At 42.1% G+C, this 15,506-nt stretch carries 13 protein-coding genes; all 13 read left to right on the top strand.

What is annotated here, in order from left to right:
• Positions 1-97 precede the first annotated feature (97 nt).
• The 13 genes from ACLTWA_RS02265 (at position 98) to pyrH (ending at position 15,493) form a co-directional block, all read left to right on the top strand.
• Positions 98-601, top strand: a complete 504-nt coding sequence (locus tag ACLTWA_RS02265; RefSeq protein WP_412325920.1) for an ATP-binding protein — start codon at positions 98-100, stop codon at positions 599-601.
• Positions 588-1,688, top strand: coding sequence for a DNA-processing protein DprA (gene dprA, locus ACLTWA_RS02260; RefSeq protein WP_412325919.1), 1,101 nt, complete (start codon positions 588-590; stop codon positions 1,686-1,688). Before ACLTWA_RS02265 ends, dprA begins: the two co-directional genes overlap by 14 nt.
• A gap of 14 nt (positions 1,689-1,702) precedes the next feature.
• The gene (gene topA / locus ACLTWA_RS02255) at positions 1,703-3,772 is read left to right on the top strand and encodes a type I DNA topoisomerase (RefSeq protein WP_412325918.1); all 2,070 of its coding nucleotides are present in this window, start codon (positions 1,703-1,705) and stop codon (positions 3,770-3,772) included.
• 134 nt (positions 3,773-3,906) lie between these two features.
• Positions 3,907-4,722: a GTP-sensing pleiotropic transcriptional regulator CodY gene (gene codY / locus ACLTWA_RS02250; RefSeq protein WP_412325917.1), complete on the top strand. Its 816-nt coding sequence runs from the start codon at positions 3,907-3,909 to the stop codon at positions 4,720-4,722.
• 239 nt (positions 4,723-4,961) lie between these two features.
• A complete protein-coding gene (rpsB, locus tag ACLTWA_RS02245; RefSeq protein WP_412325916.1) occupies positions 4,962-5,702 on the top strand; it encodes a 30S ribosomal protein S2 in 741 nt (246 codons plus the stop codon).
• Positions 5,703-5,831: 129 nt separating this feature from the next.
• Positions 5,832-6,755 (top strand): translation elongation factor Ts, encoded by a 924-nt coding sequence (gene tsf, locus ACLTWA_RS02240; protein ID WP_412325915.1) that lies wholly within the window; start codon positions 5,832-5,834, stop codon positions 6,753-6,755.
• A 128-nt stretch (positions 6,756-6,883) separates the two neighbouring features.
• Positions 6,884-7,801, top strand: a complete 918-nt coding sequence (locus tag ACLTWA_RS02235) for an ABC transporter permease (RefSeq protein WP_412325914.1) — start codon at positions 6,884-6,886, stop codon at positions 7,799-7,801.
• Between the two features lie 17 nt (positions 7,802-7,818).
• The gene (locus ACLTWA_RS02230) at positions 7,819-8,859 is read left to right on the top strand and encodes an ABC transporter permease (RefSeq protein WP_412325913.1); all 1,041 of its coding nucleotides are present in this window, start codon (positions 7,819-7,821) and stop codon (positions 8,857-8,859) included.
• 15 nt (positions 8,860-8,874) lie between these two features.
• On the top strand, positions 8,875-9,885 hold the full coding sequence (locus ACLTWA_RS02225; protein ID WP_412325912.1) for an ABC transporter ATP-binding protein: 1,011 nt from the start codon (positions 8,875-8,877) through the stop codon (positions 9,883-9,885).
• On the top strand, positions 9,885-10,862 hold the full coding sequence (locus ACLTWA_RS02220) for an ABC transporter ATP-binding protein (protein ID WP_412327164.1): 978 nt from the start codon (positions 9,885-9,887) through the stop codon (positions 10,860-10,862). Before ACLTWA_RS02225 ends, ACLTWA_RS02220 begins: the two co-directional genes overlap by 1 nt.
• 110 nt (positions 10,863-10,972) lie before the next feature.
• The gene (locus ACLTWA_RS02215; RefSeq protein ID WP_412325911.1) at positions 10,973-12,664 is read left to right on the top strand and encodes a peptide ABC transporter substrate-binding protein; all 1,692 of its coding nucleotides are present in this window, start codon (positions 10,973-10,975) and stop codon (positions 12,662-12,664) included.
• Between the two features lie 291 nt (positions 12,665-12,955).
• Positions 12,956-14,638 (top strand): peptide ABC transporter substrate-binding protein, encoded by a 1,683-nt coding sequence (locus ACLTWA_RS02210; protein WP_412325910.1) that lies wholly within the window; start codon positions 12,956-12,958, stop codon positions 14,636-14,638.
• A gap of 153 nt (positions 14,639-14,791) precedes the next feature.
• Complete coding sequence (gene pyrH / locus ACLTWA_RS02205) at positions 14,792-15,493, top strand: UMP kinase (protein WP_412325909.1); 702 nt, start codon at positions 14,792-14,794, stop codon at positions 15,491-15,493.
• Positions 15,494-15,506 lie beyond the last annotated feature (13 nt).

The following is a 15,506-nucleotide window of genomic DNA, read 5'->3' as shown; positions in this document are numbered from 1 at the left end:
AACAACTTGTCGGTTTTCCATTAATCTATGGATTATATATATAGAAGAAACTTAACAATATACGACAACAAAATAACCGCATAGATATAATACAACTATGAATCCCTGCTCCTGCGGATTCTATCCCGACCGGAGCAAATGCAGATGTTCTGAACAGCAGGTTAATAAATATTTAAGCAGAATATCAAAGCCCCTTTTAGACCGGATTGATATATGTGCAGAGTCCAGAACTGTCACCTATGAAGAACTGGAGGAAAAGTCCACAGGAGAAACATCTGAGTCAATCCGCAGGAGGATCGAAGCGGCCAGACAGATTCAGGCGGAACGATATCAGGGAAAAAGAATATATTTTAACAGTTCCATGAAAAAGGCAGAAATCGACAGGTTTTGCGTCATGGATGGAGCAGAACGTGCATTATTACGGAAGATTTATGAAACTCAGGGACTTAGTGCAAGAAGTTATGAAAAATTACTCAAATTATCCAGGACGATTGCAGATTTGGAAGGTTCTGAGAAAATCATGAAAAGACATCTGGCAGAGGCGGCCGGGCTGCGCAGTCTGGAGGGAAAATACTGGGGAGGGGTCTATGGAAAATCATGAAGAAAAAGAATATTTGTATTGGCTCTGTCATGTTTCGGTTATTGGTGCAGTAAGCATTAAAAAACTTCATGATTATATGGGCAGCTATAAAAGGATATATAATATAGAAGGAAAGGAATTACAGAGGCTTGGACTTTTGAAGCAATCCGATGTATCCGTGTTTGAGGAAAGCAAATCAAATATAGATTTCTACCGGAGGCAACTGGCAGAATTAGAGCATCAGGGAATTAATTTTATTACATCTGATGAAGCCGGATACCCGAAGCGTCTGCTGGAAATTTACGGATATCCTGTGGGAATATTTTTTAGAGGGAGGCTCCCGGATGAAGAACGGCCCTCAGCGGCAATCATTGGAGCAAGAGACTGTACCAACTACGGAAAGCAGATGGCAACCTATCTGGCAAGAGAACTTTCAGCATCAGGCGTTCAGATCATCAGCGGGCTTGCTTTAGGAATTGACGGAGCAGGCCACAAGGGCGCTTTGGAGTCAGGCGGTGATACTTATGGAATATTGGGCTGTGGAATCAACATCTGTTATCCGAGAGAAAACTATGGTTTATTTGAACAGATGCAGAAAAGAGGCGGAGTTATTTCGGAGTTTGTACCTGATGAAGCCCCGAAGCCTCGTAATTTCCCGATGAGGAACCGGATCATCAGTGGCTTATCGGATGTGATTCTTGTAATTGAAGCGAGAGAAAAGAGCGGTTCGCTCATTACAGCCAATCTGGGACTTGAACAGGGAAAGGAAATCTTTGCCCTTCCCGGAAGGGTTACGGATTCTTTAAGTGCCGGTTGCAACCAGCTTATTTCCGATGGAGCAGAGGTGATTTTAAACCCTGATTCCGTGCTGGGATATTTTAAATTGCAAAACAGCAAAATATTAAGAGTTCATGAAAAAAATAAGAACGGGCTTGCCAAAAAAGAAAAAATGGTGTATAGTTGCCTAGATTTACAACCGAAGTATTTCGAAGAGATTGTATCTTTAAGCGGATTGTCTGTCAGCGAATGTATGAGTGCCCTTTTGGAGTTGGAATTGAACGGTCTCATTTTGCAGACATCCCATCAATATTATGGTAAGAAACTATAGGCGAGGAGTTTGGTATGGCGAACTGTTTAGTAATTGTAGAGTCACCGGCAAAGGTAAAGACGATAAAAAAGTTCCTGGGGACGAACTATGAAGTAGATGCCTCTAACGGTCATGTAAGGGATCTTCCTAAGAGTCAGATGGGGATTGATGTAGAGAATGATTTTGAACCTAAATATATAACAATCAGGGGAAAGGGAGATATTCTTGCCAAGCTTAGAAAAGAAGTAAAAAAGGCAGATAAGATTTACCTTGCAACGGACCCTGACCGCGAAGGAGAAGCCATTTCCTGGCATCTGATGAAAGCTCTGAAGCTGGATGAATTAAAAGAAAAACAGGTATTTCGGATCAGTTTTAATGAAATTACGAAAAACGCTGTAAAAACTTCATTAAAGACTCCCAGAGCTATTGATATGAATCTGGTGGATGCCCAGCAGGCCAGAAGAGTTCTGGACCGTATGGTTGGATATATGATCAGCCCTTTGTTATGGGCAAAAGTCAAGAGAGGGTTGAGTGCCGGCCGAGTTCAGTCTGTGGCACTCCGGCTTATTTGCGACAGGGAAGAAGAAATCAATGCATTTATTCCGGAAGAATACTGGAATCTGGATGCTGACTTAAAGCAGGAAGGAAGCAAAAAGATCCTTAAGGCGAAGTTTTATGGTGATAAGAACGGCAAGATAGTCATTCGCACCAAAGAGGAGCTGGATAAGATTCTCAGCGGACTTGAGAATCAGACCTATCAGGTGGAGGAAGTCAAACATGGAGAAAGAGTGAAAAAAGCTCCCATACCATTTACGACCAGTACCCTGCAGCAGGAAGCATCCAAAGTACTTAATTATTCAACTCAGAAAACCATGCGCCTGGCCCAGCAGCTTTATGAAGGTGTGGAGATTGCCGGACATGGAACGGTAGGTCTTATTACTTATCTTCGTACAGATTCTACCAGAATCGCAGAAGAAGCAGATGCAGCAGCAAGAGAGTACATTGAAAAACAATATGGCAGTCAATACGTGGCAAAAGGTGAGCAAAGCAAAAAGAGCAATGTAAAGATTCAGGATGCCCACGAGGCCATTCGCCCTACGGATATTGCCTTAACACCGGTAATGGTAAAAGAATCCCTGCAGAGAGATTTATTCAGACTCTATCAGCTGATCTGGAAACGATTTGCCGCCAGCCGTATGCAGCCCGCTGTTTATCAGACCACTTCTGTAAAAGTTGGCGCTGGTGCATATTCTTTTTCTCTTTCTGCTTCCAAATTGTCCTTTGATGGCTTTATGTCCGTTTATGTACAGGACGATGAAAAAGAAGAAGCAAATGTCTTGTTGGGAAATCTGGAAAAAGGCAGTGTACTGAATCTGGAGAAGCTTGAAAGCAGCCAGCATTTCACTCAGCCTCCGGCCCATTTTACAGAAGCGTCGTTGGTAAAAGGAATGGAAGAACAGGGCATCGGTCGTCCCAGTACTTATGCACCTACTATTACCACGATTATTGCCAGACGGTATGTGGCGAAGGAAAATAAAAACCTTTATGTGACAGAACTTGGTGAAGTTGTCAACCAAATGATGAAAAAGTGTTTCCCAAGTATTGTCGATATTACCTTTACTGCTAATTTGGAATATCTTCTCGATAAAGTTGGTGACGGTTCGGTTCAATGGAAGACAGTGGTAAAGAATTTCTACCCGGATTTAAAAGATGCAGTCGATAAAGCGCTTGTAGAACTGGAATCCGTAACCATTGCCGATGAGGTGACTGAAGAAATCTGTGAGCTTTGTGGTAGAAATATGGTTATAAAGTATGGCCCTCATGGCAAATTCCTGGCTTGTCCCGGTTTCCCGGAATGCAAAAATACCAAACCATATCTGGAGAAAATTGGAGTACCTTGTCCGAAATGCGGAAAAGAAGTTGTCATTAAAAAAACCAAAAAAGGCAGAATTTATTACGGCTGTGAGTCCAATCCAGAATGTGACTTTATGTCATGGCAAAAGCCCTCTACACAAAAATGTCCAAAGTGTGGCGCTTATATGGTAGAAAAAGGAAGCAAATTGCTGTGCTCAAATGAACAGTGTGGATACAGTGGAGATAAATAAGGAAAAAAGAATAATTATTAAGAAAATCGAAAATCTTCAAAAAACTATTGTTATTTGAAAATAATAATGTTAATATCTATATATTAAAAATTTATTTTGGATTTTCAAACAAATTCATAAGGAGGTTTTCGGCTATGAGCGTACAGTTGTTGGACAAAACTAGAAAAATTAACAAATTATTGCATAACAACAATTCGCATAAGGTTGTATTCAACGATATCTGTGAAGTGCTGACCGAGATCCTGAATTCAAATATTCTTGTAATAAGCAAGAAGGGAAAGGTGCTTGGCGTAGGTCTGACACCTGATATTGATGAAATTCAGGAGCTGATCGCAGATCAGGTCGGTGGCTATGTAGATACAATGCTGAATGAGCGTCTGCTCAGTATTTTATCAACGAAAGAAAATGTTAATCTGGAGACGCTGGGCTTTACCGGTGATGATATCAGAAGATATCAGGCGATTATAACGCCTATTGATATCGCAGGAGAAAGACTTGGTACTTTGTTCATATACAAGTCTGATTCACAATATGATATTGACGATATAATTTTAAGTGAGTATGGCACTACAGTTGTAGGACTTGAGATGATGCGGTCAGTCAATGAAGAGAATGCAGAAGAAACCAGAAAAGTGCAGATCGTAAAATCAGCCATCAGCACCCTGTCATTTTCAGAATTGGAAGCAATTACCCATATTTTTGAAGAGTTAGACGGCAATGAGGGAATTCTGGTAGCAAGCAAGATTGCTGACCGTGTGGGAATCACCCGTTCTGTAATTGTCAATGCTCTCCGTAAATTTGAAAGCGCCGGAGTAATTGAATCCAGATCTTCCGGTATGAAGGGTACTTACATCAAAGTCTTAAACGATGTGGTATTTGATGAATTAAAGGCAATTAAGGCTGGAACCGTGAAGAGTATGCCGGAACGCAGGGATATTAAGGATATATAAAAATATAAATTGCGATAAAAAGGAGCAGACGATGATCTGCTCCTTTTTAATCAAAATTCTGAAAAGTATACATTCTTTAGACGATAGGTACAAAAAATACTTGCATCATATAGATAATTATGCTATACTGGTTTAGCTTATTAAAAAACACGTTTGCGGATTCCTGAGGAAGGTGCCGGTATTGGTCTCCCGGGAAGTATGAGAAGCAGGCGGAAGTAAAAACCAATGGAGGTAATAACATGAGCGTTATTTCGATGAAGCAGCTTTTAGAAGCTGGCGTACATTTTGGTCATCAGACCAGAAGATGGAACCCTAAGATGGCCACCTATATTTACACAGAGAGAAATGGTATCTATATCATTGACTTACAGAAATCTGTTGTAAAAGTAGACGAAGCGTATAAAGCAATTTCTGACATTGCTGCAGAGGGCGGTAAGATCCTTTTCGTAGGAACAAAGAAGCAGGCTCAGGATGCAATCAAGTCTGAAGCAGAGCGTTGCGGTATGTATTTTGTTAATGAAAGATGGCTTGGCGGAATGCTGACAAACTTCAAGACAATTCAGTCCAGAGTAGCCAGATTGAAACAAATTGAGACTATGTCTCAGGATGGTACATTTGATGTACTTCCTAAGAAAGAAGTTATTGCTCTTAAGAAAGAGTGGGATAAATTAGAGAGAAACTTAGGCGGAATTAAAGAAATGAAGAAGATTCCGGATGCAATTTTTGTTGTTGATCCTAAGAAGGAAAGAATCTGTGTTCAGGAAGCCCATAATCTGGGTATTCCATTAATCGGTATTGCTGATACAAACTGTGATCCTGAGGAACTTGATTTTGTAATTCCGGGTAATGATGATGCGATCAGAGCCGTTAAGTTGATTGTATCCAAGATGGCAGACGCAGTAATCGAAGCAAACCAGGGCGAAGCAGTAGCTGAGGAAGCAGAAGCAGCTCAGGAAACAGAAGAGACTGTAGAAGCTTAATAATTCAGGCGATTGAATGCTTCGACCTGCTTTGATAAGCGGGTCGAAGCATTCTTTTTACTGGGAAAAGGTTTGTACAATATCAAGTAGAATATAAACGATAATATGATATAGATGGAGGGAAAATCAATGGCAGCAGTAACGGCTGGAATGGTAAAAGAATTAAGAGAAATGACTGGTGCAGGTATGATGGACTGCAAGAAAGCTCTTGCAGAGACAGATGGTGATATGGACAAGGCAGTAGAGTTCTTAAGAGAAAAAGGACTTGCAGCTGCATCCAAAAAGGCAGGAAGAATTGCAGCAGAAGGAATTGTTGCTACAATCATTAGCGAAGATGGAAAATCAGGAGCAATCGTAGAAGTAAACAGCGAGACTGACTTTGTTGCAAAGAACGCTCAGTTCCAGGGCTATGTAGCAGATGTAGCTGCTCAGGTACTTGCTTCCGAATCAAAAGATATGGAAGCATTTCTTGAAGAGAAATGGGCAAAAGACAATTCTTTAACCGTTGCACAGGTATTATCCAGCCAGATTTCTGTAATCGGCGAGAATATGAGCATCCGAAGATTTGAGAAAATCGTTACAGATGGCGTTGTTGTAGATTACAACCATGGCGGCGGAAGAATCGGTGTTATTATTGAGGCTGGCGCAGAAGTGGTTAATGATACTGTAAAAGAAGCCTTAAAGAATGTAGCTATGCAGATTGCGGCATTAGCACCAAAGTATGTTAAGAGAGATGAAATTCCACAGGAATTTATTGATCATGAGACAGAAATTTTAAAGCTTCAGGCTAAGAATGAAAATCCGGACAAACCAGATAACATTATTGAAAAGATGATCGTTGGACGTTTAAACAAAGAATTAAAAGAGTTCTGTCTGGTTGATCAGGCATATGTAAAAGATGGTGATTTAACCGTTGGTAAATATTTAGAGCAGGTTTCCAAAGAAGTTGGCGGCAAGGTAGAAGTGAAGAAGTTTGTACGTTTTGAAACCGGCGAGGGTCTTGAGAAGAAAGAAGAGAACTTTGCAGACGAAGTTGCAAGACAGATGCAGTAGTTTCAACAGGATTCTGGGGCGAATCCCATGGGTATCCATGGGATTTTTCTATTAAAATAGTGTCCGTTCACCATTAACAAATGTTTCCATATTGTGCGGACATCACAATACCAAAGGAGTTGACGAAAGTGGCTAAGTATATAATTAAGCGAATCGCTATGGCGGTTATAACAATTTTCGCTGTTGCAACGGTTACGTTCTTTGTCATGAACATGGTGCCGGGCGGTCCTTTCATGTCGGAAAAGGCGATCAGCCCCCAGGCACAGGCTGCCTTAAATGAAAAGTATGGGCTGGACAAACCGTTGGGAGAACAGTATGTAACTTACATGAAAGATTTGCTTCATGGAGATTTAGGATTAAGCGTGAAGCAGCGTGGACGTACAGTCAATATGATTATTGGAGCAAAGTTTCCGGTATCAGCAAGGATTGGCGGAATTGCAATATTAACGGCTGTCTGCATTGGTGTTCCTTTAGGAAGCGTAGCAGCATTTAAAAGAGGAACTGTTGTAGATAATGTTATTATTATATTCAGTACATGCGGGATTGCGGTGCCGAGTTTTGTAATATGTACGATCCTGATGTATGTTTTGAGCTTAGAATTGGGGCTTTTGCCTACCTATGGTCTGGCTTCGTGGAAAAACTATATTATGCCGGTTATAGCGCTTGCTCTTTATCCTTCTTCCTATATTGCACGCTTGATGCGGTCATCCATGCTAGACGTTATGGGACAGGATTATATGAGAACTGCCCGCGCAAAAGGTCTTTCTCAGATAGTGAGCATTTTCAAGCATGCACTTCGTAATGCGATTCTTCCTGTAGTTACATACTTAGGACCGCTTTTAGCCTATACTGTAACAGGAAGTTTTATTGTTGAGAAGATATTTACGATTCCGGGCTTGGGTTCTGAGTTCATCGGTTCCATTACTGGCCGTGATTATCCTCTTATTATGGGTACAACTATTTTCCTTGCTACTTTGATGGTTATCATGAATGTGCTGGTCGATGTTGCCTACAAGTTTATCGATCCGCGTATTAATCTGAAATAAGAGAAAGGAGAAAGAGGATGCCAAAGAATAAATTATCATTACAGGTTAATGTGGAAGACTTTCTCCCGGCAAGTGATGCGGAAAAAGAAAGTTTAACCGTCATGCGGAAAAGCGTCGGATTCTGGAAAGATGGAATCAGACGGCTTAAAAAGAATAAAATTGCTATGGTCAGCATAGTTGTGATTCTCTTGGTTTTTATTTTTTCATTTATAGTACCTCAGTTCTATCCGTATAGCTATGAACAGCAGATAAGAGGAAGTGAAAATCTTTCCCCAATGCAGTATTCTGAAAAAGAACTGCAGGCCATAGATGCAGGAGAGAGTGTTTTTCCCCATATTCTGGGAACTGATAACTTAGGCCGTGATTATGCAGTCCGTGTTATGATGGGTAGCCGGGTCTCTCTTATTGTAGGTCTGGTTGCTTCTGCGATTATTCTCATCATTGGTTCCGTTTACGGTGCCGTTGCCGGTTTCTTTGGCGGGTGGGTTGATATGATCATGATGCGTATTGTTGATATGATATATACAGTGCCTGATATTCTGATTATCGTATTGCTGTCGGTTGCATTTGATCAACCGTTAAAGGCACTGGCGCAAAAACCCGGCTTTGAGTGGATTCAGGTAATCGGTGTAAACCTGATCAGTATTTTTGTGGTATTTGCACTGCTTTATTGGGTAGGTATGGCCCGTATTGTAAGAAGCCAGATTCTGATACTTAAAGAGCAGGAATATGTTACGGCTGCAAGAGCTCTTGGAGCATCCAGCGGACATATTATCCGGAAGCATCTGCTTACGAACTGTATCGGTACTTTGATCGTAACCACAACACTACAGATTCCTTCTTCTATCTTTACAGAGAGCTTTTTAAGCTTTCTCGGCCTTGGTGTTGCGGCACCTATGCCTTCATTAGGAAGTCTTGCAAGTGCTGCGTTAAATGGTCTTCAAAGCTATCCTCACCGCCTGTTTGCGCCGGCCCTAATGATTTCTGTAATTATTTTGAGCTTCAACCTGCTGGGTGATGGTCTTCGTGATGCATTTGATCCAAAACTGAAAGATTAAAGGAGGAGAGAATTAATGAGTGAATATTTAGTTAATATTGAGAATGAACGTCTTTCTTTCTTTACTCCGGCAGGGGAAGTTAAGGCTTTAAATAATGTATCTCTTCATCTTAAAGAGGGAGAGGTTTTGGGAATTGTTGGTGAGTCCGGTTCTGGTAAATCCGTAACGGCATACAGTCTTATGGGCCTTACGGCTTATCCGGGCCGTTTAATCGGCGGATCTTTAATGTTTAACGGACATCAGATCGAGAAGATGACGGAAAAGGAAATGAGAAAAATTCGCGGTAATGAAATTTCTATCATTTTCCAGGATCCGATGACCAGCTTAAATCCTGTTTTTACCATTGGTAATCAGATATGCGAAGTAATTATGCTTCATACAAACAAGGATAAAAAGCAGGCCAATGAAAGAGCAAAAGAGCTTCTTACCCTGGTTGGAATCAACGAGCCGGAAAAGCGTTTAAAGCAGTATCCTCATGAACTTTCCGGCGGTATGCGTCAGCGTGTTATGATCGCCATTGCCCTGGCGTGTGAACCGAAACTTTTAATCGCAGATGAACCTACCACAGCTTTGGATGTTACCATTCAGGCACAGATTCTGGAATTGATGATGGAGCTGAAAGAAAAGCTGGGTATGGCGATTATTATGATTACCCATGATTTGGGTGTTGTTGCAAATATGTGTGACCGCATTGCAGTCATGTATGCGGGCAAGGTTATCGAGTATGGCGATACGGATGATATTTTTTATAATCCAAGCCATGAATATACCAAGGGTCTGATTCGAAGCATCCCAAAACTTACGGAAAAAGAGCATAACAAGCTGGTTCCGATCGAGGGAAGCCCTGTGGATATGCTGAATCCGCCGGCTGGTTGTCCCTTTGCGCCCAGATGCAGGGCCTGCATGAAGATCTGTCTGCGTGAAATGCCGCCGTATACTGATGTGTCGGATATTCATTACAGTGCTTGCTGGCTTCTTCAAAAGAAAGAATTTGAAAAACAACAGGCACAGAAGGGAGACGCATGATGGACAATAAATATCTTGTAGAAGTGCAGAATTTACAGCAGTATTTCCCTGTTTCCGGCAGTAAATTATTTGAAAAAAAGGTTGTAAAAGCTGTAGATAACGTATCTTTTGGAATAAAAAAAGGGGAGACACTGGGGCTGGTGGGAGAATCCGGTTGTGGAAAAACCACCACAGGCCGTACGCTGCTTCGTCTTTATGAACCTACATCAGGAAAGATCTTTTTTGACGGAAAAGACATTACAAAAGTAAATATGCTTCCTTACCGTCAGAAGATGCAGATCGTTTTTCAGGATCCGTATGCAAGTCTGGATCCCCGGATGACCGTTGGGGATATCATTGGGGAAGCGATTGATATTCACCATATGGCAGCCAATAAAAAGGACCGTCAGGAGCAGATTATTTCTGTTCTTTCTACCGTGGGCCTTAATTCAGAACATGCAAACCGTTACCCTCACGAATTTTCAGGCGGGCAGCGTCAGCGTGTTGGTATTGCCCGGGCTTTGGCAGTAGATCCCAAGTTTATTGTTTGCGATGAGCCGGTTTCCGCACTGGATGTTTCCATTCAGGCACAGGTTGTCAATATGTTTGAACAGCTTCAGGAAGAGCGTGGCCTTACCTATTTATTTATTGCCCATGACCTTTCCATTGTAAAGCACATTTCAAACCGGATCGGGGTTATGTATCTTGGTAAGATGGTAGAACTGGCAGACAGCTATGAGCTGACTTTCCACAGCCTTCACCCTTACACCAAGAGCCTGATTTCGGCGATTCCGATTGCTGATCCTAAGATAAGCCGTGAATCCAAACGAATCGTGTTAGAGGGAGATGTGCCAAGCCCTGTTAATCCGCCTTCCGGATGCCGCTTCCGTACACGGTGTCCGTATGCAGATGAGCTTTGTGCTGCTCAGGAGCCTGAATGGAAAGAAGTGTCCAGCGGACATTATGCTGCATGCCACCATCTCGATCGGGTGAATTAAAATAACATTGCTATTTTCCTGCTTTTATGGTATGCTAGTGGAATCGATCAGCGCAGTGGCCGGATAAGTGCTACTGCGCTGATAAAAATTATTTTATAGGAGGAAAAACTATGAAAAAAGTGTCACTTTTATTAGCGGCTGTTATGGCTACAGGCATGATTCTTACCGCATGTGGCGGCAGTAAGAATGCTCAGCCATCTGCGGACGCTACCACAGTTGCTTCAAATGGGGAGACGACTGCCCCAGAAGGAGGGACAACCAATGGACTTGATCTTGCGGTTCGAATTGGCCCGGATCCGGAGACCATCGATCCTGCTTTAAATAGTGCAGTTGACGGCGCTAATATGATCGTTCACGCTTTTGAGACCTTGTTGATTGTGGATTCCGAAAATAAGATTGTACCAGGGCAGGCAGAATCCTATGAAGTATCTGAGGATGGCCTGACTTATACTTTTAAACTTCGCAGCGGTTTAAAATGGAGCGATGGTACACCATTGACGGCTAAAGATTTCGTATATTCATGGAAGAGATTGGCAGATCCTAATACAGCGGCTCCGTATGCGGCTGATATGCTTGGATATATAAAAGGCTATGAAGATGCAGCAAAAGGAAACTTAGATGCTCTTGGCGTATCCGCACCGGATGACAACACATTTGTTGTTGAGTTATCTGTTCCTTGCGTATATTTTGCAAAACTGGTTACACATGCTTCCATGGTACCGGTTGAAAAAGCAACTATTGAAGCCAATGGTGAACAGTGGACCTTAAAGCCGGAAACATACGTTTCCAATGGCCCGTTAAAGATGATTGAGTGGGTTCCCGGATCTCATATCACATTCGCTAAGAATGAAAATTACTGGGACGCAGATAAAGTTACGTTGAATACGCTGAAGTTCGTTCTTATGGAAGATCCCAATGCGGCTTACAGTGCTTACCAGACTGGAGAAGTTTCCATGATTAAGGAGCCTCCGACAGAAGAAGTTCCGAGTCTGAAAGGAACAGAAGATTTTCATGTGGAGCCTATCATGGGTACTTACTACTTAGACTTCCAGAACCAGAAAGAACCTTTTACAAACCCTGATGTCCGTAAGGCATTAAGCCTTGTCATTGACCGCGATTATGTGGCTAATACAGTAATGCAGGGAACTTATACTCCGGCAACCAATTTTGTTGGACCTGGTGTTTCCGATGCGGAACCAGGAAGCTTCTTCCAGGATGTTACTAAGGAGAGAAACGGTAAGGATTATTTTGACCCAGCCAATTATGAAGCAGATGTTGCAAAGGCAAAAGAGCTTCTTGCAAAAGCAGGCTATCCCAATGGGGAAGGTTTTCCTACGATCGAATATATGATCAACGATGCAGGCTATCATAAACCTGTTGCTGAATATTTACAGAACTGTTGGAAAGAGACACTTGGTATTAATGTAGACATCAAGGTTGTTGAGTGGGCTACCTTTACCCCAACCCGTCGTGCCGGAGATTATCAGGCAGCCCGTGATGGATGGGTATATGATTATGATGATCCCTCCAACATGTTAAACTTAATGATGTCAACCAGCGGTAACAATAATGCAAAATACATCAATCCGGAGCTTGATAAGCTGCTTAACGAAGCAAACTCAACGGCTGATGTTAATGAGCATTATGAAAAACTTCATGAAGCAGAGAATATGATTCTTGAAGATGCAGCAATTGCACCAGTTGCATATTACAATGACTTCTGGTTACAAGATCCAAAGTTAAAAGGAACATGGCATTCTCCATACGGTTACTGGTTCTTCCAGTATGCTACCATGGAATAAATGCAGGGATTTAATTTATAAATACGTGGCAATAAGCTCAAATATCTTTTGAAGGTATTGAGGTAAATGCAAAAGAGAGAGCAAGATATATAGGAATATATATTATGCTCTTTCTTTTGTCAAAAAGTCCTTGTTTGGAACAAATAGTTTCCTGGGGTACTGTTTTATTCAGGCAGGTGAGTGTATTTTGATATCTTTGATGGCTATAATGGGATTTCAAAAAACAGTAGGATAGCGGCTATTTAAAATGCTGCTGCTCTGATAAATATTATATTAACGGGAGGAAAGAGTATGAAAAAATTATTACTTGTATTAGCTGCAATTATGACATCCTGCATGCTTCTTACCGCTTGCGGCGGTAAAAAGACAGAGGAACCACCAACAGGTGCGGCAGCAAACAGCGAAACAGCTGCCCCGGCAGGTGAATCGGCCACAGGGCTTGATCTTGCGGTACAGATCGGTCCGGATCCTGAAACCATTGATCCTGCTTTAAATAGTGCCTCTGACAGTGCGAACATGATTATGCATGCATTTGAAACCTTACTGATTGTTGACCAGGAGAATAAGATTGTTTCCGGACAGGCAGAATCTTACGAGGTATCTGATGACGGACTTACTTACACATTCCATCTACGTGATGGTTTAAAGTGGAGCGATGCCTCCCCGTTGACTGCCGATGATTTTGTTTACTCATGGAAAAGGCTTGCAGATCCAAATGTGGCTGCTCCATATGCAGGTGATATGCTTGGATACGTAAAAGGTTATGAGGAAGCAGCTGCCGGAAACATTGATGCTCTTGGTGTTTCTGCTCCAGACGATAAAACCTTTGTGGTAGAATTATCTGCGCCATGCGTATATTTTCCAAAGCTTATTACTCATGCGACCATGGTTCCCGTACAGAAGGCTACTGTAGAGGCAAATGGAGAGCAGTGGAGTTTAAAACCGGAAACTTATATCTCTAACGGTCCTTTAAAGATGATTGAGTGGGTTCCAGGTTCTCATGTAACTTTTGCAAAGAATGAAAATTACTGGAATGCAGATAAAATCACTTTAAACACATTGAAATTTGTTCTGATGGAAGATTCTAATGCGGCCTACAGTGCTTACCAGACTGGAGAAGTGGCTATGATTAGGGATGTTCCAACCGAGGAGATACCGGCCCTAAGAGATAAAGAAGAGTTTCATGTAGAGCCAAACATGGGAATTTCTTATATAGATTTCCAGAATCAGAAAGAACCGTTTAATAACCCTGATGTGCGAAAAGCTTTAAGTCTTGCAATTGACCGGGAATACCTTGCAAATACGGTTATGCAGGGAATCGGTGCTCCGGCTGCAAATTTTGTACCTGCTGGTGTTTCTGATGTAGAAGGTGGAACGTATTTTGAGGAGGTAACCCGGAAGAACAACGGAGGCGATTTCTTTAATATTAAAGACTATGAAGCCGATGTTGCAAAGGCAAAAGAACTGCTTGCTAAAGCCGGATATCCTGACGGAAAGGGATTCCCTGTATTTGAGTATATGACGAATGATGCCGGCTATAACAAACCGGTAGCAGAGTATCTGCAGAGCTGCTGGAAGGAGGCCCTTGGCATTACTATGGATATAAAGATTGTTGAATGGGCAACCTTTACACCAACCAGGCGTGCAGGAGATTATCAGATTGCACGTGATGCATGGAGCCTGGATTATGATGATCCATCCAATCTTTTGAATCTGTTAAAGTCAACAAGTGGGAATAATAATGCTCGCTATAACAATCCGGAGCTTGATAAGCTGCTTGATGAGGCCAATTCAACGAATGATGTTGCAGAGCATTATAAAAAACTTCATGAGGCGGAAAATATGATTCTTGAAGATGCCGCAATTGCGCCCCTTAATTACCGGAATGAATTCTGGCTGCAGAATCCTAAGCTAAAAGGGACATGGTATTCTCCATATGGATACTGGTTCTTCCAGTATGCTGTTATGGAATAAGAAAAGGTCTGGCGTTTAATACCCGGGAGCTGATTCCCGGGTATTTTTATGGTGTGCCCGGAAGAGGAAAGCAGGCAAACTTCCTCTTTCCAACCATCCAAAAGTATGCTATAATCTTTTCAGACAATACAAGAATACAGGAGAGTTAATGCTATGAATCCAAGACGTGTATTATTAAAGCTCAGTGGCGAGGCTCTTGCGGGCTGCGGGAAGACAGGCTATGAGGAAGCCACTGTTAAGGAGGTTGCACGGCAGGTTAAGATATCCGTTGATGCAGGTGTGGAAGTAGGCATAGTGATTGGCGGAGGAAACTTTTGGAGAGGCAGAACCAGCAATGCCATTGATCGGACGAAAGCGGATCAGATCGGTATGCTTGCTACAATTATGAACTGCATTTATGTTTCGGAAATTTTTCGGAACACAGGGATGAATACAGAGATTCTGACACCGTTTCCGTGTGGTTCCATGACAGAACTTTTTTCAAAGGACAGAGCCAATAGATATTTTGCAGAGGGTAAAGTCGTGTTTTTTGCCGGTGGAACAGGACATCCTTATTTTTCAACAGATACGGGAATTGCGCTGCGTGCCATTGAAATGGAGGCAGACTGCATTCTTTTGGCAAAGGCCATTGATGGAGTATATGACAGCGATCCAAAGACAAATCCGGATGCAGTGAAATACGATAAGATTTCCATTCAGGAAGTGATAGATAAGCAATTAGGGGTTATTGATTTAACCGCTTCCATCATGTGCATGGAGAATAAGATGCCGCTTGCGGTATTCAGTTTAAATGAAGAGAATGGCATTGCCAATGCAATGCAGGGAAAAATAAACGGTACCATCGTTACCGCATAAACCAGGAGGACGA

The organism is Lacrimispora sp. (genome assembly GCF_046972725.1).
In the GTDB taxonomy this organism is placed as follows: Bacteria; Bacillota; Clostridia; order Lachnospirales; family Lachnospiraceae; genus Lacrimispora.
The sequence above is the reverse complement of the archived record's forward strand: the minus strand, read 5'-3'. Positions and strand labels throughout refer to the sequence as shown.